Origin of the sequence: Roseivirga spongicola, from assembly GCF_034376045.1 — a bacterium.
Lineage (GTDB): Bacteria > Bacteroidota > Bacteroidia > Cytophagales > Cyclobacteriaceae > Roseivirga > Roseivirga spongicola.
On sequence record NZ_CP139724.1, the window covers coordinates 3,860,082 to 3,882,721 of the forward strand.

Annotated in this window: 18 protein-coding genes; 13 read left to right on the forward strand and 5 right to left on the reverse strand. The window is 40.6% G+C overall.

From position 1 onward, the window contains the following. Window positions 1-124: 124 nt before the first annotated feature. The 8 genes from T7867_RS17060 (at window position 125) to mobA (ending at window position 8,691) form a co-directional block, all read left to right on the forward strand. Complete coding sequence (locus T7867_RS17060) at window positions 125-1,486, forward strand: MATE family efflux transporter (protein WP_322299590.1); 1,362 nt, start codon at window positions 125-127, stop codon at window positions 1,484-1,486. Between the two features lie 84 nt (window positions 1,487-1,570). Then, window positions 1,571-3,253, forward strand: coding sequence for a formate--tetrahydrofolate ligase (locus tag T7867_RS17065; protein ID WP_068221687.1), 1,683 nt, complete (start codon window positions 1,571-1,573; stop codon window positions 3,251-3,253). 84 nt (window positions 3,254-3,337) lie between these two features. Further along, the gene (locus tag T7867_RS17070; RefSeq protein ID WP_322299591.1) at window positions 3,338-4,024 is read left to right on the forward strand and encodes a helix-turn-helix transcriptional regulator; all 687 of its coding nucleotides are present in this window, start codon (window positions 3,338-3,340) and stop codon (window positions 4,022-4,024) included. Between the two features lies 1 nt (window position 4,025). Further along, the gene (locus tag T7867_RS17075; protein WP_322299592.1) at window positions 4,026-4,724 is read left to right on the forward strand and encodes a DUF3307 domain-containing protein; all 699 of its coding nucleotides are present in this window, start codon (window positions 4,026-4,028) and stop codon (window positions 4,722-4,724) included. Next, window positions 4,721-5,068 (forward strand): DUF7009 family protein, encoded by a 348-nt coding sequence (locus tag T7867_RS17080; protein ID WP_322299593.1) that lies wholly within the window; start codon window positions 4,721-4,723, stop codon window positions 5,066-5,068. Before T7867_RS17075 ends, T7867_RS17080 begins: the two co-directional genes overlap by 4 nt. Next, a complete protein-coding gene (gene fdhD, locus T7867_RS17085) occupies window positions 5,065-5,865 on the forward strand; it encodes a formate dehydrogenase accessory sulfurtransferase FdhD (protein WP_322299594.1) in 801 nt (266 codons plus the stop codon). The genes T7867_RS17080 and fdhD overlap by 4 nt, the downstream gene beginning before the upstream one ends. Then, complete coding sequence (locus T7867_RS17090) at window positions 5,849-8,149, forward strand: FdhF/YdeP family oxidoreductase (RefSeq protein WP_322299595.1); 2,301 nt, start codon at window positions 5,849-5,851, stop codon at window positions 8,147-8,149. The genes fdhD and T7867_RS17090 overlap by 17 nt, the downstream gene beginning before the upstream one ends. Then, on the forward strand, window positions 8,146-8,691 hold the full coding sequence (mobA, locus tag T7867_RS17095; RefSeq protein ID WP_322299596.1) for a molybdenum cofactor guanylyltransferase: 546 nt from the start codon (window positions 8,146-8,148) through the stop codon (window positions 8,689-8,691). Before T7867_RS17090 ends, mobA begins: the two co-directional genes overlap by 4 nt. 87 nt (window positions 8,692-8,778) lie before the next feature. Here the strand turns inward: mobA and gyrB are convergent, their stop codons facing one another. Continuing rightward, on the reverse strand, window positions 8,779-10,737 hold the full coding sequence (gyrB, locus tag T7867_RS17100; protein ID WP_068221673.1) for a DNA topoisomerase (ATP-hydrolyzing) subunit B: 1,959 nt from the start codon (window positions 10,735-10,737) through the stop codon (window positions 8,779-8,781). A 107-nt stretch (window positions 10,738-10,844) separates the two neighbouring features. Further along, window positions 10,845-11,210, reverse strand: a complete 366-nt coding sequence (locus tag T7867_RS17105) for a CoA-binding protein (protein WP_068221671.1) — start codon at window positions 11,208-11,210, stop codon at window positions 10,845-10,847. 97 nt (window positions 11,211-11,307) lie between these two features. Between T7867_RS17105 and T7867_RS17110 the strand changes: the two genes are divergently transcribed. Beyond that, window positions 11,308-12,513, forward strand: coding sequence for a thioredoxin family protein (locus T7867_RS17110; RefSeq protein WP_157717643.1), 1,206 nt, complete (start codon window positions 11,308-11,310; stop codon window positions 12,511-12,513). 212 nt (window positions 12,514-12,725) lie between these two features. On the opposite strand, the gene T7867_RS17115 is transcribed toward T7867_RS17110, so the two are convergent. After that, window positions 12,726-14,303, reverse strand: coding sequence for an NAD(P)/FAD-dependent oxidoreductase (locus tag T7867_RS17115; protein WP_068221667.1), 1,578 nt, complete (start codon window positions 14,301-14,303; stop codon window positions 12,726-12,728). A 43-nt stretch (window positions 14,304-14,346) separates the two neighbouring features. Continuing rightward, complete coding sequence (locus T7867_RS17120) at window positions 14,347-15,351, reverse strand: formimidoylglutamase (RefSeq protein WP_068221665.1); 1,005 nt, start codon at window positions 15,349-15,351, stop codon at window positions 14,347-14,349. Window positions 15,352-15,471: 120 nt separating this feature from the next. On the opposite strand from T7867_RS17120, the gene T7867_RS17125 reads away from it, so the two are divergent. Then, window positions 15,472-16,833 (forward strand): sigma-54-dependent transcriptional regulator, encoded by a 1,362-nt coding sequence (locus T7867_RS17125; protein WP_068221663.1) that lies wholly within the window; start codon window positions 15,472-15,474, stop codon window positions 16,831-16,833. On the opposite strand, the gene T7867_RS17130 is transcribed toward T7867_RS17125, so the two are convergent. Continuing rightward, window positions 16,834-17,250: a response regulator gene (locus T7867_RS17130; protein WP_068221661.1), complete on the reverse strand. Its 417-nt coding sequence runs from the start codon at window positions 17,248-17,250 to the stop codon at window positions 16,834-16,836. 204 nt (window positions 17,251-17,454) lie between these two features. On the opposite strand from T7867_RS17130, the gene T7867_RS17135 reads away from it, so the two are divergent. The 3 genes from T7867_RS17135 (at window position 17,455) to T7867_RS17145 (ending at window position 22,627) form a co-directional block, all read left to right on the forward strand. Then, window positions 17,455-19,848, forward strand: a complete 2,394-nt coding sequence (locus T7867_RS17135; RefSeq protein WP_068221659.1) for a S9 family peptidase — start codon at window positions 17,455-17,457, stop codon at window positions 19,846-19,848. Between the two features lie 7 nt (window positions 19,849-19,855). Then, complete coding sequence (gene ggt, locus T7867_RS17140; protein WP_068221657.1) at window positions 19,856-21,562, forward strand: gamma-glutamyltransferase; 1,707 nt, start codon at window positions 19,856-19,858, stop codon at window positions 21,560-21,562. A 123-nt stretch (window positions 21,563-21,685) separates the two neighbouring features. Further along, window positions 21,686-22,627, forward strand: a complete 942-nt coding sequence (locus T7867_RS17145; RefSeq protein WP_157717642.1) for a hypothetical protein — start codon at window positions 21,686-21,688, stop codon at window positions 22,625-22,627. Window positions 22,628-22,640: the final 13 nt, after the last annotated feature.

The window sequence follows — 22,640 nt, forward strand, 5'->3', positions numbered from 1 at the left end:
TATGGCCATTCACGTCTTTTATTTTGTTAAATCATCAGCCAGTCGGCAGACCAGTTATCCCAAAAAGCAAAAAGATGAAACTATTTCCCCTCAAATACCTTGTAAAGAATAGCTTTGTCAACTCATGAAGAGAAAACGGTTAGATTTAACTCAAGGCTCTATTTTGAAGGGGTTAATCTCATTAGCCCTTCCCATTATTGCAGCTAACTTATTACAAACTGGATATCAATTAGTTGATGCCTTTTGGGTAGGTCAGTTAGGTGCCAATGCCGTTGCTGCGGTGTCTGTCAGTTTTCCTGTCAACTTCTTGCTCATCTCTTTGAGCTCGGGCTTCGCATTTGCAGGCACTATTTTGGTAGCGCAATATGCTGGTGCCAAAAACTTAAAAATGGTAAGCCATGTGGCCACACAAACGCTTACCATGGTGCTCATTATCTCCATCATTTTGTCTACCATAGCCTGGAACCTCTCTCCTTCTATATTGAAGCTACTTGGTGTAGAAGAAGTGATCTTTGAAGATGCCAACATATTTCAACGAACCATTTTTGCTGGCTTAGTCTTCAATTTTGGCTTCATCATGTTTCAATCGCTCATGAGGGGTATTGGCGAAGTAAGAATTCCTCTATACATCAATGCAGCAACTCTTACAATCAATTTCGCCCTAGACCCACTGTTTATTTATGGATGGGGGCCTATTCCGGCTTATGGTGTTACAGGGGCAGCAGTTTCAACATTGGTAACGGTAAGCTTATCAGCTTTCACTGGCATATACATACTCTGGAGAGGTAAAACGGACATTAAACTCTCTACCAAGAACTTTAAATTCGATATACCATTACTAAAAAATGCCTTTAAGCTTGGCGCACCTTCTTCCATAGAAATTTCGGCCAGAGCACTCGGGCTCACCATTATGACGGGTATTGCCGCCAAGTTTGGAACATCTGTTTTAGCTGCCTATGGCGTAGGCTCTAGGCTCATAAGCTTTGTAGTAATATTTGGCTTAGGCCTACTGCATGCCTCCTCTACTTTTGTAGGGCAAAACATGGGTGCCAAGCAGGTAGAAAGAGCAGAAAAGGGAGCTACTTATGCCGCTTGGATAGGCTTTTCAATACTTTCAATTATTGGTGTAATCTTTTTCTTTTCTGCCGAACCGCTAGTGAGAACATTTTTAGAGTCATCAGACGATGTTGTTCAAATGGGTGTTGATTTCCTTAAAATCACTTCGCTTGCATTCGGTTTTATGGGAGCACAATTGGCCTTAGTTGGTACTTTAAGAGGCTCAGGCAACACAGTGGACTCTATGCTTTTAGCCATTATTGGCATTTGGCTCATCCAGTTCCCCTTTGCATGGATTACATCAGAAATGGAGAGTTTTCAAGAGTTTGGGGTATGGTGGTCTTTTCCTGTTAGCTACGTAATTCCATGTATTCTCACTGTTATTTGGTTTAAAAGAGGCAAGTGGAAAGAAAAAACCTTGGTTAGTTAGTCATTAGTCCACCTTCATTGGTAAATTGTCTCAACTATAATGGAAAATAGAATTGGTCTTGCACCAATTACCAATGACTAACTTATGGAGAAAAAACATTTGAGCGATATTGAAATCGCACAGGCTGCAGAAATCAGACACATCAACACCATTGCAGCCAAACTCAACCTAAACGAAGATCATTTAGAGCATTACGGTAAGTACAAAGCTAAGCTTCCGCTTTCGCTATTGAATGAAGAAAAAATAAAGGAAAGCAATCTTATTTTGGTTTCTGCCATGACCCCAACACCTGCTGGTGAAGGTAAAACCACTACATCTATTGGTCTTACTGAAGGCATGAATAAGATTGGAAAGAAAACGGTAGCAGTATTACGAGAGCCTTCTTTGGGCCCTGTTTTCGGAATTAAAGGTGGCGCTGCTGGTGGTGGCTATTCTCAGGTTATTCCAATGGAAGATATAAACCTCCATTTTACAGGAGACTTTTCGGCTATTGAAAAGGCCAATAATTTACTTTCAGCATTAATTGACAACAATATTCAGAGTAAAACCAATAACCTGAATATTGACCCTAGAACTATTGTTTGGAAGCGCGTAATGGATATGAACGATCGCTCTCTGCGCCAGATTACAATAGGTTTGGGCGGTACAGCCAACGGTGTTCCAAGAGAAGATGGTTTTAACATTACTCCTGCTTCAGAGGTAATGGCTATTCTTTGTATGGCCGAGAGTTTTACTGACCTTAAAGAACGTTTAGGTAACATTTTCATTGGCTATACTTTCGATAAACAACCAGTTTTTGCCAAAGACTTGAAGGCAGAAAATGCGATGGCTATTCTCCTGAAAGACGCCATTAAGCCTAACATGGTACAAACCTTAGAAGGAAACCCAGCCATTATTCATGGTGGGCCATTTGCTAATATTGCTCAAGGTACCAATACAGTTATTGCCACTAAAATGGGGCTTTCTTTAGCAGATTATGTAGTAACAGAAGCTGGCTTTGGTGCAGATTTAGGTGCCGAAAAATTTCTGAATATCAAATGTGTTTCAGCTGGTTTAAAACCGAAGGCAGTTGTAATTGTAGCTACTATTAGAGCATTACGCCATCATGGTGGAGCTAAATCTGAAGAATACAATACACCTTCTGTTGAAAGAGTAGAAAAGGGTTTTGCGAACCTTTCTAAACATATCGAAAACATTCAAAAGTTTGGAATTAGTCCAGTAGTAGCCATTAATGCCTTCCCTTCCGATACCCAAGAAGAGATTCAGCTAATTCAGGAGAAGTGCCAAGACTACAAAGTAAAAGCTGTGGTGGCGAATGGTTGGGCCGAAGGTGGCGCTGGAATGACTAACTTAGCCGAGGCTGTTGTAGATGCCGCAAACGCTGACGACAATGAGTTTAAACCGCTTTACGACTGGAAGAAGCCGATTCAAGAGAAAATCGAGACCATTGCTAAAGAAATTTATGGGGCAGATTCTGTAGACTTCTCTAAAAAAGCTACACTTCAAATGAAGCGAATGGAGAAACTTGGGTTCGACCAAATGCCGATTTGTATGGCAAAAACTCAGAAATCTCTTAGCGACAACGAAAGTTTACATGGCAGACCCGAGGGCTTTGAAGTTAGTGTTCGTGAGTTTGAGTTTGCAGCTGGAGCCGGATTCATTATCCCTATTCTTGGTCAAATGATGCGTATGCCTGGTTTGCCAGCCGTTCCGGCCTCTGAAGGCATGAGCATTGATGACGATGGAGTAATATCTGGTCTCTCTTAAAGTCAGAAGAGGCTATAATTACCATTTATAGCTTATTTTACCTATAAATATTAAATATAGTCTTATTTACCTATATTTGAGTTTATGAAGTATACTGTTATTTCTGGTGATATTATAGCCTCTTCTAGTATTGACTCTAAGGAAAAGGGAATTCTGGAAAGCCAACTCCAAGAATTCCTATCACAATTGAAGGCGGATTACGATGTTTTCAGTAGAATTATCAAAGGTGATTACGTTGAGTGCGTTGTACCTAATGCTGGAGAAACCTTAAAGATTGCACTAGCCATTAAGTGTTTCATTAAATCGTTACCAATAGAAAAAGTCTTATCAGAAAAAGAAAAAAATAGATTCAAAGCCTTTAAAACCTACGGTATCAGATTGGCTATAGGATATGGCGAATTAAGCCGATTTGATGCCCAAGAAGGCATAATTGATGGAGAAGCCATCTACCTCTCTGGCAGATGGATCACTGAGAACTCAACCCACAGCAAACAACGAATTGTGGTAAAAAACACCCTCCAATTTCTTTCTAATGATGACAAGTTGAACCGAGGCTTTGAGCCATTGCTGATGCTATTAGACCTTACTATTAACAAAGCCACAAGCCGTCAGTGTCAAATAGCCTACCTGAAGCTCTTAGGTAAATCTGAAGAACAAATAGCCTCCGACCTTAGCATCAGCCAACCAGTTGTTAATCAACACTCTACGGCTTTAGGATACAATGCTATAGAGTCGGCCGTCAACTATTTTCAATACACCATAACTGAATGATATGGCCTTTGGACAACTCTTTTTACTTCAACTCATAGCCCATATACTGACTGACTTCTATTTTCAGACAGGAAAATCAACCAAAGAGAAGTTCGAGAAGGGTGTTAAAAGTAAATACCTCTACTGGCACATCATCATTACTTTTGCACTATCGTGGGCATTGTCATTTCAAGTTAACTTTGTCTACATATCGGCCATCATAGCCTTTACCCATTTTTTTATTGACCTAGCCAAAAGGCCAATAACAACACTAAAGCCTATAGGGGCTTATGCCTTTTTTATCGATCAGCTTCTGCACATCATCATTATTGCCATTGCAGTTGACTGGTTTACTAGAAACGAGGTTCTAGACCCTGTTTTCGTATTCAACCCCAAAGCCATTCACCTAGTGCTTATATATTTAATTGCGCTCAAGCCAACCAACATCCTAATAAGAGAAGTACTTAGGGCTTACAGCATTAAAACCCCAGAGGCAAAAGACCTACCCAATGCAGGAAAACTCATAGGAAACCTAGAAAGAGTGCTCATTATAACTTTGAGTTTAGCAGGACTTTTAGAGGCCGTGGGCTTTTTAATAGCTGCTAAATCTATATTGAGATACAAAGACACAGACAATTTAAAAACAGAATACGTTTTAATCGGAACGCTCTTGAGTTTTGGCACCGCCACCCTCTTGAGCCTATGGTATTTATCTACATGAAATTAAGAATAAACGGAAATAGCATCAGACTAAGGTTAACCCCAGAAGAGGTTAAGGCAGTGTCTTTAGGCGAAAGAGTACATGCAACTTGTAAGCTTTTAAACGGACTCTTTTCTTATGAATTGAAGCCAGAAACAGATTGGCATGCTGAAATTTTAGGAACGAATATATCAATAAGTCTCCCTATTGCTGAAGCCTCTGGCTGGGCAGAAAATGATCAGGTAGGTTTTGAATATCGCTTCTCTAATGGATTACTGGTTTTGATAGAAAAAGACTTTCAGTGCCTGCATCCGCGTGATCATGAAAATGAAGATCACCTCTACCCTAACCCTGAGCAATTGTGATTCAGACAAGAAAAATAAAACGAGTAGGCTCATTTACCGAAGTGGTAGAAGACTCAATTGCTATTGAAGAACCTTTGGAGATTTCAATGAAAAAGGAAAGCGAAATCACAACCACCAAGGTCTCCATAACCATGCGCACACCTGGAAACGACTCTGATTTAGCTCTAGGCTTTTTGTTCACCGAAGGAATTCTGGCAGATTTCAATGACGTGGTTAGCCTAAGTGAGTTTGTAGAAAATGAAATTCTAATTACCCTAAAAGACAGTGCACAAATTGAAGTTGGGCAAATTGATAGAAACTTCTACACCACCTCTAGCTGTGGTGTTTGTGGCAAAGCATCTATAGATGCTATTCATACAGTAAGCACTTTCGATATCGATAACTTCGACCTTACAGTAAAAAAAGAGGTACTCTATGAATTACCTTCAAGCCTTCAACAATACCAGACCACATTTAATCAGACAGGAGGAATTCATGCCGCAGCTTTGTTTACTAACGAAGGCGCTTTAATTTCCTACCAAGAAGATGTAGGCAGGCATAATGCCTTAGATAAGTTGATAGGTGAAGCCTTTACAAAAGGCCAATTACCACTCCGTAACAACATACTACTCTTAAGTGGAAGAGGTAGTTTTGAACTTCTGCAAAAAGCCAGTATGACAGGAATACCAATAGTTGCCTGCGTTGGTGCACCTTCTAGTTTAGCTATAGACTTAGCACAAGAACAGGCCATTACCCTCATTGGGTTTCTTAAAAAAGATAGATTTAACTTATACAGCAGATATGAGCGAGTCCAATAAAGAAATTAAGGTTCAACCACCCGAAAAATTCACCGGTCTTAAATTCGATGGCCCAAAAGAGTCATCTGTTGGCAAGGCGGCAATAGCTTCTGCCATGGGGCAAATGGCCAAATACATGAAGCCTACAGATGCTATTAACCTGAGCCTTAAGATTAACCAAAAAGGTGGGTTCGACTGCCCAGGCTGTGCTTGGCCAGATCCGGACGATGACCGCTCAAGCATTGGAGAATACTGCGAAAATGGTATTAAGGCTATTGCAGAAGAAGCTCAGAAGAAAGCACTGACCAGTGAGTTTTTCTCTAAATATTCGGTTCAGGAAATTTCAGAGCTTTCAGATTTTGAAATGGGCAAAACAGGTCGGCTTACTGAGCCTATGTTTCTAGATAAAGACTCTAACCATTATAAACCAATTAGCTGGACAGAGGCTTTTCAACTCATTGCTAAAGAGCTAAACCAGTTGAACTCTCCAGATGAAGCACTCTTTTACACTTCAGGTAGAACTTCTAATGAAGCAGCCTATTTATACCAGCTCTTTGTCCGTGCATACGGCACCAATAACCTGCCAGATTGCTCCAATATGTGCCACGAATCGAGCGGAGTCGCACTTTCCGAAACTGTAGGAATTGGCAAAGGGTCGGTTACGCTTCAAGATATTCATGAGGCTGAAGTACTTATTATCATGGGCCAAAACCCTGGTACAAACCACCCCAGAATGCTTTCCGCTATCGAGAAATGTAAGGTGAATGGCGGCAAGGTAATCTCAGTAAATCCATTGCCAGAAGCAGGACTCATAAAATATACCGATCCGCAGAGTCCAAAGCGCATGCTTACTAATGGTATCAAGATCACCGACCTATTCTTACCTATCAAGATTAATGGCGATGTAGCTTTTTTGAAGGCGTTGATGTACGAGTTGCATAAGATGGACATCGATCAAGGTGGAGATTTAATTGACTACGACTTCATTGAAAAACACACCAATGGTTATGAAGACTTTATAAAAGCAATCAGCCAGATTGATTACATGGCATGTCTCAGGCAATGTGGACTGGAGGCAAAAGATGTTAGAGCTGCTGCCAAGATGATTGCTCGAAAAGAGAAAATCATCGTTTGTTGGGCTATGGGGCTGACTCAACATGAAAATGGGGTTGATAATATCAAGGAGGTCGTTAATCTTCTACTGATGAAAGGAGCCATCGGTAAACCTGGTGCCGGCACCTGTCCTGTTAGAGGACATAGCAACGTACAAGGCGATCGTACTATGGGCATTTGGGAAGCTCCAAAAGACTCTTTCCTCGATAAACTAGATGAAGTTCACGGAATCAAATCGCCAAGAGCACACGGTTTGGCAGTTGTTCCTGCGATTAACGCCATGCATGAAGGAAAGGCCAAAGTGTTTTTCGCCATGGGCGGAAACTTTCTTTCAGCCACTCCAGACACTGACTTCACTGCAAAGGCTCTCCAGAATTGTAACTTGACGGTTCATGTAAGCACCAAGTTGAACAGATCTCATGTAGTTCACGGAAAGAAAGCCCTTATTCTTCCTTGTTTAGGTAGAACAGACAAGGATATTCAGAATGGCCAAGAGCAGTTTGTGAGTTGCGAAAATTCAATGGGTGTGATTCAAAGTTCTCAAGGGGTATTATCACCTCCTTCTAAACACCTACTGAGTGAAGTAAGGATTGTAGCCGAGTTAGCTAAGGCCACCTTGAAAAACTCTAAAATTGACTGGGAAGGTTTAGCATCTAACTATGACAACATTCGCGCAGCCATTGAAAAAGTGATTCCAGGCTTCGAACAATACAATGAGAAAGTAAGAAAGCCCGGTGGATTTTATCTGCCGAATGGCGCTAGAGAAGGTAAGTTTAACACCACTTCTGGAAAGGCCGAATTTACTGTAATTGACCTTCCAAAACATGAGTTGGCAGAAGATGAGTTTGTAATGATGACCATCAGAAGTCATGACCAGTACAATACAACCATTTACGGATTGAACGATAGATATCGTGGCATTTACAACGAACGCAGGGTTGTAATGATGAATGAAGAGGACATGCGAGACAAAGGCTTCAAGAAAGGTGATGTGGTTAATCTGACAAGTCATTTCAACGGAATTGAAAGAAGAGCCAACCAGTTTATAGTGTTGCCTTACCCAATCCCGAGAACCAATGTTGCCACCTATTTCCCTGAGGCAAATGCTTTAGTACCGATAGACTCGTTCGCTAGAAAAAGCATGACGCCTGCATCAAAAATGGTTAGGATAAAGATTGAAAAAGCAGAATGAAGAGTGTTCATGGCTTGATACTCTGTGGAGGAAAGAGCACTAGAATGGGACAAGATAAAACAAGCGTTCTGCTTCAGGGCAAGCCACTTCTCACCCATTCCATTGAGTTATTCACATCGTTAAATATCGACTTTCATCTTTCTGTCAATCCTAACCAAAAGGATTTGATTGAAAACTATCCATCTGTTATTGACCAGTTTGAAGCAATTGGCCCCCTAGGAGGAATTCTTACCGGATTAAAGTCCCTTGGGAAAGACTTATTGATCATTCCTGTCGATATGCCTCAACTCACTAAAAATCTGCTTTTGAAGCTTGTTGATGCCTTCGGAAACCATGAACTGGTGCGTTGCTTTCAACGCAATGGGCGAATTGAGCCTTTTCCATCTTTATGGAAATCGGAAGCTACCAGTCTCCTGAACGAACTCTTAGACGAGAGGGAGCTTTCACTTCAGAAGTGCATCACCAGACTCCCACATCACTTGTTAGATTCAACTGATTCTGAAGTATTCAAAAACCTCAATTATCCTGAAGATCTAGGTTAAGACTAAAGTTACTGGTCTGACCAGTTGAAATGAAAAAGCCACTTCCAGTTTCCTGAGAGTGGCTTTTCTGTTTATAGTTAGATAGTATTAAATATCTACTTTAGCATACTTGGCATTCTTCTCAATGAACTCGCGTCTTGGAGCAACTTCATCGCCCATCAACATAGAGAATAAATGATCTGCTTCAGCAGCAGATTCAATAGTTACCTGTTTTAAGCTTCTAGACTCAGGGTTCATTGTAGTTTCCCAAAGCTGCTCAGGGTTCATTTCACCAAGACCTTTGTATCGCTGTACAGCAACTGAATCTTCCTTACCATCTTTGGCCATTTCCATTGTAAATTGAGCACGTTGTTGCTCATCCCAGCAATAGCGCAACTCCTTACCTCTCTTCAATAAGTATAATGGAGGAAGCGCGATGTACAAATAACCAGCATCGATCAATGGCTTCATGTATCTGAAGAAGAAGGTCAGAATCAAAGTTCTAATGTGGCTACCATCAATATCGGCATCGGTCATGATTACGATTTTATGGTAACGCAACTTCTCCATATTCAGCGCCTTTTCGTCTTCTTCCGTTCCGAAAGAAACCCCAAGGGCTGTGATCATATTCTTAATTTCCTCGTTATCGTAGATTTTGTGCTCTTGCGCTTTCTCTACGTTCAGAATTTTACCTCTTAAAGGAAGAATCGCTTGGAAGTGTCTGTCCCTTCCTTGCTTTGCCGATCCACCTGCAGAGTCACCCTCCACTAGGTAAAGCTCACTAATGGTAGCATCTTTTGAAGCACAATCGGCCAGTTTACCCGGCAAACCCGAGCCACTCATTACGTTCTTACGTTGCACCATTTCACGCGCCTTTCTGGCTGCGTGACGCGCTTGAGCAGCTAGCACTACCTTAGCAACAATCTGTCTGGCACTTTTTGGATGCTCCTCTAAATAAGTACTCAAAACATCACCTACTGCCGATTCTACAGCACCTGTAACATCTGAGTTACCAAGTTTAGTCTTGGTCTGACCTTCGAATTGTGGTTCAGCTACTTTTACTGATATAACAGCGGTAAGTCCTTCTCTAAAGTCATCACCACTGATTTCAACCTTCACCTTATCTAATAGACCTGAACGGTCGGCATAAGCCTTCAAAGTTCTTGTAAGCGCTCTTCTGAAACCAGAAACGTGAGTTCCCCCTTCAATGGTATTAATGTTGTTCACATAGCTAACCACATGCTCGGCATAAGAAGTATTGTAGCTCATGGCTACTTGAACAGGAACCTCATTCTTCTCACCTTCAATATAAATAGGTTCTTCGATTAATGTTTCTCTAGATTCATCTAAGTACTGAACGAATTCTTGAAGCCCACCTTCGGAGAAGAATGTTTCTCCTAGGTAGTTTCCATCATCATCCTTATCTCTTTTATCTGTAAGATCAATCTTAATACCCGCGTTCAAGTAAGAAAGCTCTCTTAGACGAGAGGCTACCGTGTCGTATTTATACTCTGTAACGGTGAATATTTCTGGGTCTGGATAGAAGTGAACAATAGTTCCGTTCACATCTGTCTTGCCAATTTCTTTAACATCGTATTGAGGAATACCTCTAGAATACTCTTGCTGATATACTGTTCCTTTTCTGTGAACTGTAGCCACCAATTTGTGAGAAAGTGCATTCACACAAGAAACCCCCACACCGTGCAGACCACCAGAAACTTTATAAGTGTCTTTGTCGAACTTACCACCAGCGTGAAGAACAGTCATAACCACCTCAAGCGCAGATTTTTTCTCCTTAGGGTGAATATCCGTTGGAATACCTCTACCGTTATCCTCTACAAGAATGGAGTTATCTTCTTCAATAGTCACTTTAATATGGTCGCAATGGCCAGCAAGTGCTTCATCTATTGAGTTATCTACAACCTCCCAAATCATGTGGTGAAGCCCTTTAATTCCGACATCACCAATGTACATAGCAGGGCGTTTTCTTACTGCCTCTAAACCTTCTAAAACTGTAATATTACCCGCTGAATAGTCCTTGTTTGCGTTTGGTTTTTCCTCGCTCATATATATCTCTAACAATATTTAGAGGGCACATTATTCAAAACAGATAGATTGAAAAAAGATGGGTGAAATGTGCCCCAAAACAAAGCACGAATATAAGCAAAAAAATGCTAGTAAACGCCTACTGAAAGCATAACTAATGTACAGGCTTCGAGACATTCTATACCCTGAGCTTCAGCAAGTTTTTTAAGTTCCTGATTTTCAGTACCAGGATTAAAAATAATGCGCTTAGGACTCAAAGAAAGTAGGTAGTCATACCACTCTGACTGTCGTTTGGAGTTGATGTATAATGTGATGGTTTCAACCCCTTCAATTTGTGGTTTATCATAAATATTTAAGATACTCTTACCTTGCACTTGCCCCTCTGTAATCCCCATAGGAATGAACTCATGATCACGTTCATTCAACATTTGAGCCGCTTGTTGCGCATACTTATAAGGCTTTGGCGTACTGCCAATTATTACCGTCTTTCCCATTAACCAATATTAACACCAATGAAACTTAAGAACACTGCCGATTGTATAACAATAACTAACTTTGCAATCGTTAATGTTTGAAACAGCTATAAATTCAATGAAAGTTCAATTTTCTATTTTTCTGCTTTTAATAGGCTCATGGTTAAGCGCCAATGAGATTGAAAGCCTCAAATTTACAGAGGTTACTAATCAAAAGCAGTGGGACGAAGTTTTAAAAGAAGCTTCGGCAAATGGACAATTGCTTTTTATTGACGCATATACCGACTGGTGTGGCTATTGCCATAAACTTGATAAGGAAGTTTATACGGACAAAGATGTTATTGGCTACTTTGAAGAGTACTTTATCAACGTTAAGTTCGATGCAGAATCGGACTTTGGAATGCAACTGGCCGATTTTTATGGAATAGACAGCTACCCAACACTTCTGTTTCTTACACCAGAAGCAAAAATTTTCGATAGAATTGAAGGCTTTGTGCCAGCCAAAACTCTACAGGCTTATGGCGAACAAACACTGAATGATTGGGCCGTATTGCCTTTGCTAGAAGAGTCTTACACCAATGGCACTTTAGAAAGAGAGTCTTACCTAGAATTTATTGGCATACTGGAAAGAACCAACCCAGAAAAAGCTGAAATGGTGGCTACTGCCTATGCCATTAACTTTACTGAGGAGGATTATCTGGATGTTGAAAACATCTGGTTTCTAACTCGGTTTGAGAACGGTCTAGACTCTCAACACTACAAGTACATTACTGCCAACAAGCAGAAAATGATTAAAACTCATGGACAAAGTGAGTTTAACGATTATTTGAGCGGAGTATATAACGATAACCTCATATTGGCCATAAAATATGGAGATAAAAACCTAATGAGCAGGTTGACTCAAGAAGTTCTCCCTCAGTTTGTCCCAGAAGACGAACTACCAATGGCTCAATACATTACAGAATCGATTTACTACTTACAAAGAGAAGAGTTAGACAATTATAAGCTGACGGTTAACAGCTTTATGAATAACCACCTTTCTACCGATGAAAAGCCTGATTTCATTATCTCAACCACCGTAGAGATTATTGAAAACTACGACTTTGAAGAGCTTATCTCTTTTTCTGAAACACTCCTTTCACAGGCCATAGATATAGACGAAAAGAGGTTTGAAACTCATGCCTTATTCGGGTACATCAAAGGTCTACAGGCCAACTACAAACAGGCTAATGAATCATTAAATAAAGCCAAAGCACTAGCCTTAACAGAAGAACAAAAGGCTTTTGTAGACAACCTTAAAGAAGCTGTTAAAATGATGCAGTAAATACAGCTAGAAGTCGGAAGCACGAAGCTTGAAGCTTGAAGAATAATCCACCCTCGTTCACTTCTCGAGGCTTCAAGACAGGATATCGACAAATTCGAGACCTCTTTAAAATAGAAATGCGAGAATCTTTATTCTTAACCTTTTAGGATTGGGGCAAGAATTATGTTCGAATGTCTATTGTCTATCAACCAATGTCTAATGACTATTGACTATTAACCAACCTTCCCGTAAGCCTTAATCAACATATCTGCGCATTTTTCCCCATCCATGGCTGCTGAAAGTATTCCACCTGCATAACCAGCACCTTCTCCGCACGGATAAAATCCTTTAATCTGCACATGTTCACAAGTCTCTTTGTCTCTAGGAATTCTGACAGGCGATGAAGTTCTACTTTCCACTCCCACAATCTGCGCTTCATTAGTGTAATAGCCTTTCACCTTTTTACCAAAAGCCTTAAAAGCGGTCCTCAATCGCTCGTGAACATGGTCAGGCAGCACGTCATTCATAGAGATACTCACCAACCCAGGTTGGTAGGAAGTATCATTAAGTTGAGAGGAAACTTTGTTGTTCACAAAGTCAATCATCCGTTGTGCCGGAGCAGCCTGAGTTTGACCAGCCACCTCAAAAGCCCTTTGCTCTATCTGCTTTTGGAACTCCAATGCAGCTAAAGGCCCATGCTTGGCAAAAGCCTCAAGATCTTCTAATTCAATTGCCGTTACAATCCCAGAATTGGCATATTTAGAATCGCGCCTAGACGGACTCATACCGTTCACCACAATCTCACCAGGTGCAGTGGCCGCGGGCACAATAAAGCCTCCTGGGCACATGCAGAAACTAAAAACTCCCCTTTGCTTTTGATCAAAATAGGTTTGATGAACTAATGCATATGAACTAGCTGGTAGCCAAGGACCTCTATCAACTTCACAGTTATATTGAATCTTATCAATGAGCTGCTGAGGGTGTTCCACCCTTACTCCCAAAGCGAACGGTTTGGCTTCAATGTAAATATTCTTCTTGTGCAGCAGTTCGAAGATATCCCTAGCAGAGTGACCTGTAGCCAAAACAACCCCTAAGCCTTCCACCTTATTACCATCTTGTAGTACTACACCCTTCATTCGTTCTCCTTCGAGAAGAAAATCGGTCACCTTAGTATCGAAAAGGATTTCACCTCCTGCATTTAAGACAGACTCACGGATCTCCTGAACTACTTTAGGTAGTTTATTGGTACCAATATGCGGATGAGCATCTACTAGAATTTCTTCAGTGGCTCCATGTGCTACCAATATCTCTAGCGATTTCTGAATATCGCCTCGTTTCTTAGATCGGGTATAGAGTTTTCCGTCAGAATAAGTCCCTGCCCCTCCTTCTCCAAAGCAGTAGTTAGATTCAGGGTTTACAATATGCTCTTTGTTGATAGCAGCAAGGTCTCTCCTACGTTTTTGCACATCGCTACCTCGCTCAATTACAATCGGTTTATAGCCTAACTCTATGCACCTAAGTGCTGCAAACATTCCTGCCGGGCCAAACCCAACAATCACCACTTGCTCAGCATGAGTTACATTAGGATAGTCTCTTTTGTAGGAAATTAATGGAGGCAGGTCTTCCTTGATGGAAATCAAGGCTTCCATATTGACTTTTACATTTCTTGAACGAGCATCGATAGAACGTTTTGTAGGCCTTACTTGGACATCAGATTCTCTAATCCCTGACTTCTTAAGAATGGCTTCTTGTAAAAGATCGGTATTGAACGCCTCCTCTGGTCGAAGGGTAACTTTAATTGTCTTCTGCATATTGGTAGAGTATTTATCTCTAAAGTTTCGCGAAGCAAAAATACTATTTATCTAGAAGAGCTTTAGCAAAGTCTGTCACTAAATAACTGAGTGATTTTCCTACCATTATTCGTTGCATTTCATTTGTAGGAGCCCCTTCTGTTAAGTGCAAATAAGATGGGTTTAAGCTCTTTACGCACTTTCGCACAAACAAGCGAGCTTGCTCCATAGAGAATCCGGTTGGAGAAATGGCCGAAGTTGGCATCATTCTAATAGCATCTAAATCTACCTCAACACCACACTCTATCAAATCATCTTCAACAAATGAAATAGCATCTGCTAAATTCTCTTCCAGATATGTGATATTTTCTAAGAATGAATACTTTACCTGTTCATCGGCATCCATCGCTTTGAGCATATTCTCATTGTTGTAAGACTGGTGCAAGCCAAAAGCAAAATACCTATTCAGACACATTTTTTGCCTAGCATATGAAAACGGATTACCACTATGCCTACCCTCTAGCGCTCTAAAATCGCAATGCGCATCTAGGTTAATCACATTCACTTTTTTCTTAGCAGACACTGCCGAAACCCCTTTTATAATTGGGTAAGCATTATTATGCCCCCCGCCAATCACTATTGGTATGAGGCCTTGAGCCTTCACCCTTTTTATCACTGGCTCTACCAAATCGTCAATCTCTTCGCATAGCAAGTGTAGCTTCTGCATGTAGTAATCTGAGCTATCGTTCAGCAGCTCTGCCTTTTCTTGAATCTGCTCTACATCTACTGCTCCTAGCACCACAAACTCTTCTCCCGATAGAAATCGGTTACTTTGAGAATTTAAAAAATAAGAGAGGAACACTTCCCACCCATTCTGTGCACCAGGCCTACCTAAATTACCTAAAACGCCTACACATTCTGGAATACCAATGATACAAAATCGAGCTTCTTTTTTGATCTTCTCAATTTCCGACTCCCAAGATTTACTTGCAAAAAATGCCTTCTCACCAATTCGGACCTCACCTTTTCTAGTTTTGAGAAAGTGTGCTGGGTTAACTTCAACTATCATTTATTGTCTGTATGGGATTTTCCACTAAAAATAGTCAAAAAGGAAGTTGGCACTCCGTATATTCGCTATTGAGATTGTTAAATAATTTTTACTTTTCATTTTCCAACCATATAGATAAGAATGAATTACGTACCTGAGAGTGTTCGCATTTTTGTGGTCGAAGACGACCCGCTTTACATGAAACTAGTTCGGTACATTGCAGAGTTAAATCCAGACCATATTGTACATTCTTTCGAAAATGGAAAGTCGTGTTTAGAAAACCTGCATGAAAACCCAAAAATCGTAATCCTTGATTATAGTCTTCCAGACATGACTGGCAAGGATATATTAATGGAAATAAAGAAATACAACCCTGATATTCAGGTAATTGTAGTTTCTTCTCAGGAAAGCATTAATACGGCAGTTTCTTTACTTAAGCACGGAGCTTATGACTATATCACTAAAGATAATGAAACCAAAGACCGCTTATTAAACGCCATTAATAATGCCAAGAGATTCGATTCACTGACAAGCGAAATCAATGCTTTGAAGGAAGAATTGAATCAGAAGTATGAGTTCGATAACAGCATTATTGGTGAAAGCCCTGCTATACAGCGGGTTTTCAAAATGATGCAAAAAGCGGTAAAAACGAACATTACTGTATCTATTACTGGAGAAACTGGAACTGGAAAAGAGGTAGTAGCAAAAGCCATTCACCACAATTCAGACAAAAAATCTAAGCCTTTTGTAGCGGTAAATATTGCGGCAATTCCGGAGAACCTAATAGAAAGTGAGCTATTCGGACATGAAAAAGGAGCGTTTACCGGAGCAATAGCGAGAAGAAAAGGCAAGTTTGAAGAAGCCAATCAAGGTACACTTTTCTTAGATGAAATTGGTGAAATGGATATTAACCTTCAGGCCAAACTACTGAGGGTATTACAAGAAAGAGAACTCACTAGAATTGGTGGTAATGAAGTGGTAAAATTCGATGTACGCGTAATTGTAGCCACACATAGAAACCTTGCTGAAGAAGTAAAGGCAGGGAATTTTAGAGAAGATCTCTATTATAGGCTTTTAGGAATTCCTATCGAACTCCCTCCTCTTAGAGACCGTGGACAAGACGTAATTTTAATAGCGAAACATCTACTGGGCAACTTTGCCAAAGAGAACAAACTAGGAAATATCAAGCTGAGTAAAGAAGCACAGAATAAGCTTATATCCTATCCTTTTCCTGGCAATGTAAGAGAACTGAAGTCTGTAATAGAATTGGCTGCCGTAATGTGTGAAGATAAACTCATTGAAGTTGAAGACATTACATTTAACAGCTTACAAAAAGAAGGGCAATTCTTGTTTGAAGAGATGACCTTGAGAGACTATACATTTAAAATAATCAGGCACTTTTTAGATAAATATGACAACAACGTATTGCTGGTAGCTAAAAAGCTAGACATCGGGAAGTCCAGTATTTACAGGTATTTAAAAGAAATGGAAGGAGAAGAATAATCAGCCAATTCTTGAGCAAAAGGCTTCCTCTATTTTTAGGTATAATTCTGCCGGAACTACTGGTTTCGGCAGACAGCCAAAGTAGTTCTGAAAATCTAATTGGAGTTCATCATTTTTTTGAACTGTAGAACTCATCACTATTACCGGAATCTGCCTGTATTCTGGGATATCGTCCAACATCTCAATGAGTTTAAGGCCATCTAACTCAGTCATTTCAATATCGGTGAGGATTAAATCTTGAGGATCACTATCCTCATTAAGAATTGTGAAGGCCTCCCAACCATCAGATACAACTTTCAGGTCGTAAAGATCCTTTAAATGAAAACTAACCAGTTTTTGCATCCCTGGATCGTCTTCTACAATTAGTATCTTTTTTCTTCCGTTATTCACTCTGGCACCAAAAGCAACCTTAATCATGCCATAATATTTCTGCCTAATAAAAGTGGCTCATAAGCAAAAAAATGTAAGATGTACTTTCTACCACACCATCGCTAAAGACCAAATCGGGACAAAAAGTCTTAAAACGGGACTTCATTATTTATTGCCTCTCGACATATTTCTCAAACAGGTTATTTGCATTTTAAGTATGTTTGACCATTACCTTAAAATCTAAATAGAGACATGAGAAAGATCGGACTATTCGGTTTATTACTACTGTTTGCTGTTTATGCTTCGGCTCAAACCAAGCCTTTAAGCCAGCTTACTGTTGAAGAGATTATGCAGGCTCCTGAAAAGTTTATAGGAACCTCTCCTTCGCGTGTTAGCTGGTCGAAAGACAGCAAAAACATCTTCTTTTACTGGGATCCAGACGGAAATGGCGAAGTATCAGCCTACCAAATAAGTAAAGACGGTGGAACACCCGAAAAGATAGACGACACTAGTGAAGGCTGGCCTTCTAACTATGAGTTTAACCAAGACAAAACTAAAATTGTATATACAGAAGGTGGAGATATCTACATTAAAGAATTGAAGTCTGAGAAGGTTAGTCGCCTTACAGCTACCAATGACAGAGAAACCAATCCGAGCTTTCATAAAGAGAATGTAATCTCATTTGTAGTTGAAGACAATCTATTCACAATCAATACAGAAACTGGATTAATCACTCAGCTCACCAATTTTATTGTAAACTATGGGCGTGAAGATGAATCTCCCAGCCGAAGAGGTGTAGGTAATGGTAACTCAGGAAATAGAATTCAAGATTCTTGGCTGAGAGAAGACCAACTGAACACTTCAGAAATAATTAAAGAGAGAAGAAACAGACCAAGAAGAAGTTTCAGAGGTTTTGGTTCTTTCGGTAGCTTCGGTGATAACGACAATCGCGATGCCGTAGAGTTACCCAACATCAGAAGCCTTCAACTATCACCTGATGGTAGGTTTGTTAGTTTTTCGGTATACAATTCACCAGAAAATGGAGCTCAGAACACTATTGTCCCTAATTACGTGACGAATTCGGGTTACACCACAGATATCAACGCCCGATCTAAAGTAGGTGGTGAACAAGGTTATTCTGAAATAGGAATTTATAGCGTTTCAGGAGATAGTGTTTACTACCTAGACAAAATGCAACTTCCTGGAATCACTGATCTGCCTGACTATACTAAAGACTATCCGGACAAAGAATGGATAAAAGAGCCTAGAAAGGTTTCTGCAACCACAACCCTATGGTCTGGCGATGGCAAATATGCAGTAGTTCAATTCAGTGCAGATGATAATAAAGACAGGTGGATTATGAGACTAATCCCTGAAACTGGCGATTTGATTACAATAGACAGACAGAGAGATGAGGCATGGATTGGCGGGCCTGGCGTAAGCGGTTTCGGAGGTACTTTTGGTTTCCTTCCAGATAACAAAACCATTTACTTCCAGTCAGAAAAAACAGGATACTCCCATCTATATACTCACGATATATCTACTGGCACCACCAAACAACTAACCAGCGGCAACTACGAGGTTTACCAACCTAAACTTTCTAGCGATGGCAAAAAGTGGTACTTCACTGCGAACATGAAGCACCCAGGTATTAAGCACTTTTACTCTTTACCTCTAAACGGAGGAAAACCCACTCAAATAACTACACTAGACGGAGGAAACGAAGTAACCTTATCTCCCGATGAGAAAAGTATAGCTATTGAGTATTCTTACATAGACCAACCTACTGAGCTTTATGTGATGGATAATAAACCAGGTGCTAAAGCCAAAAAGCTAACCGAAAGCTTAAAAGAAGGCTTCAAAGCTTATGACTGGCACCAACCAGAAATCATCACCTTCAAAGCAGAAGATGGAGCAGATGTTCATGCAAGACTTTACAAACCTGAAAACCCTAATGGAGCAGGAGTAATTTTTGTTCACGGAGCGGGCTACCTACAAAATGTACACTACTGGTGGAGTACTTATTTCAGGGAGTTCATGTTCAACAATATGCTGATGGCCAAGGGTTACACTGTACTAGATATTGACTATAGAGCTAGTTCAGGTTATGGTAGAGACTGGAGAACTGGAATTTACCGCCATATGGGAGGAAAAGACCTTTCTGACCAAATAGATGGAGCTAAATTCTTGATGAATGAGCATGGTGTAGAGGCCGGAAGAATTGGAATGTACGGTGGTTCTTATGGAGGTTTCATCACTCTATTTGCCATGTTCAAGCATCCAGATGTAATTAGTGCTGGTGCAGCCCTTAGGTCAGTGACTGATTGGGCTCATTATAATCACGGCTACACTTCTAATATCCTAAATACTCCTGTAGAAGACCCAATTGCTTATAAGAGAAGCTCCCCTATTTACTTTGCTGAAGGCTTAGAAGGTGACCTACTCATTGCTCATGGAATGGTAGATACAAATGTGCATTTTCAAGATGTTGTCAGACTAGCTCAAAGACTTATTGAGTTGGGCAAAGACAATTGGGAAATGGCTCTTTATCCTGTAGAAAATCACGGGTTTACTGAGCCTTCTAGCTGGACAGACGAGTATAAGAGAATATTCAAACTGTTTGAAAACACCATTGGTAAAAAGTAATTAAAGTATGAAGAAGGCAGCATTTATTGCAGTTCTACTGCTCCTTGTTTTTTCATGTGAGCAAACCACTCAACAAAAGCCCGAAGGCAAAAGAGGCTTAGTTGTTGACAAGGCCATGGTGGTTTCGGCCCATCCGCTGGCATCTGAAGTGGGTAAAAACATTTTGAAACAAGGTGGAAATGCAGTAGATGCTGCCATTGCTACTCAGTTTGCTTTGGCCGTTGTATATCCTGGGGCTGGCAATATTGGAGGAGGCGGTTTTATGGTAAGCCGCATGGCCAATGGAGAAACTGCCACGTTAGATTATCGAGAAAAAGCACCCTTAGCAGGAGGTAGAGACATGTATCTGGATGACAACGGTGAGGTAATTCCTAACGCAAGTGTAAGAGGACATTTAGCAGCTGGAGTACCAGGAACCGTAGCAGGATTAGAGGCTGCTCACAAGAAATACGGTAAGCTAAATTGGGCCGAATTGGTACAACCTGCTATAGACATAGCCGCTAATGGCTGGACACTTACAGCAAGAGAAGCCCGTGGTCTAAATAGTAATAGAAAGGCATTCATGGAGTATAATACCATAATGCCAGACTTCTTCTTGGCGGAAGAAGGAAACGAATGGAAAGAAGGTGACACGGTAAGCATTCCTGAATTAGCTGCTACCCTAGCACTCATAAGAGACAATGGTAGAGATGGTTTTTATAAAGGAAAAACCGCTCAACTTATTGTTGAAGAGATGGAAAGAGGCGATGGGCTAATTAGTCTTGAAGATTTAGAAAAGTATGATGCGGTTTGGAGAGAACCAATCACTGGAACCTATCACGAATACGGGTTCATTTCTATGCCACCTCCTTCTAGTGGCGGCATAGCTTTGACACAACTTTTCAACTCAGTCGAAGACTTTAACCTTAGCGAACTCGGGTTTCATTCAGTAGCAGCAATTCATGCTATTGTGGAGGCAGAGCGTAGAGTTTATGCAGATAGATCCAAGCACTTGGGAGATATGGACTTTTACAATGTTCCCCTAAACGGACTGTTGGAGAAGAACTACTCTACTCAGAGAATGAGCGATTTTAATCCAGAAAAGGCAACCCGCAGTGCGGCTATTCAAGCCGGTAGCCCTGCTGGGTATGAGAGTGAAGAAACCACACACCTTTCTGTGGTAGACGCTGAAGGCAATGCCGTTTCGGTAACCACCACTTTAAATGGAGGAATGGGTTCAAAAGTATTTGTTGGGGGCGCTGGCTTTTTACTTAATAATGAAATGGATGATTTCAGTATTAAACCAGGTGAGCCTAACATGTACGGATTAGTTGGTGGCGAAGCCAACTCAATTGCTCCTGAAAAGCGCATGCTAAGTTCTATGACCCCAACCATAGTAACCAAAGATGATAAGCTTTTTATGGTGGTAGGAACCCCTGGTGGCTCAACCATTATTACTTCGGTTTTTCAAACAATATTGAATGTGGTAGATTTTGGAATGACCATGCAAGAAGCTGTCGATGCACCTAGGTTCCATCATCAGTGGCTGCCAGATTTAGTTCGCTATGAAGGAACAGGTATAGACAGTGTTGTGGTTGCTAAACTTAAAGGCATGGGACACGACATGAGAGGAGGTAGCACCATTGGAAGAGTTGATGCCATTTTGGTATTGCCTGACGGTCGCCTAGAAGGCGGAGCCGACCCTAGAGGAGACGACACGGCTGACGGTTTCTAATCCCCTGTTTTAAAAACACTTACATTTTTTATCTTTAGCATCATGCGCAGCGTGATGCTTTTCTTTTTTATGGCAATACCCTGCTGGGTTTGGAGTCAACTCCCCTCCTTTGAGTCTTCTCACTTGCAAAATATTTGGGTAGATAAAAGCTTAAAGGGTTCTCCAGAGCAGTTCTCAATATTAGAGTACAACTATGACCCAGAAGCTGCACGATTGGCCAAGTCAGCAATCACTAAGCATTATTTCTACTCTTCTGGTAAGCTGGTTAAAATTGAATTTAGAAAAAGTGGGACACCGGAAATAACCTATGAGTATGATACAAGAGGAAGAATTATTGAACAAATAAGGAAAGGTGATTTTGAGAGTATTCCTCGGATAGCTTACCATTATGACGACAACAGCCTCCTTTCCGAAGAAGTGATCTACCGCTTAACAGGAACGGTTCATTCCAAAACCAGATTGAGGTATAATGACAAAATGAAATTAGTTGCCAAGGAAGAATTTCAAGGCATTGATAGACTTACCAGATATTGGCTCTACCACTACAATGAGCAAGACGATCTAGTTTCTGAAGAATACTTCGACTTGGCATCTACACCATCATCTAACATTAATTATAAAGCAGTTAAGTCTACTAGCCGCACTAAATTAGTTCATGAATATGATACCGCATTTCAGCCTAGGCGAATTCAAACCTATAAAAACGATTTACTGGTTACATCAACCCGTTTTCATTACGCACCAGACTCAGTGGTTAAGGAAACCACCTATTTTCAATCTGCCGAATGGCCAAGTGAAAAACATGTAGAGATAAATCATGACTCAGCCAGAGTTTTAATCAAAGGGTTTTACAAAACTGGAGACACTACCAGTTTCAGGTCGAGATTCAAAGAAATCTATGTAGATAACGACCTAATAGAATACGAATCTCGCACATTAAGAGGTACTTATGTAGACCGCTACGCTACCTTTTATGAATATGATCACAAAGGCAATTGGATCAAAAAAACTACTTACTCTAATGGCATCACAATAAAGGTTGAAGAGCGTAAGATAAGGTACTGATTCTACCGTTACA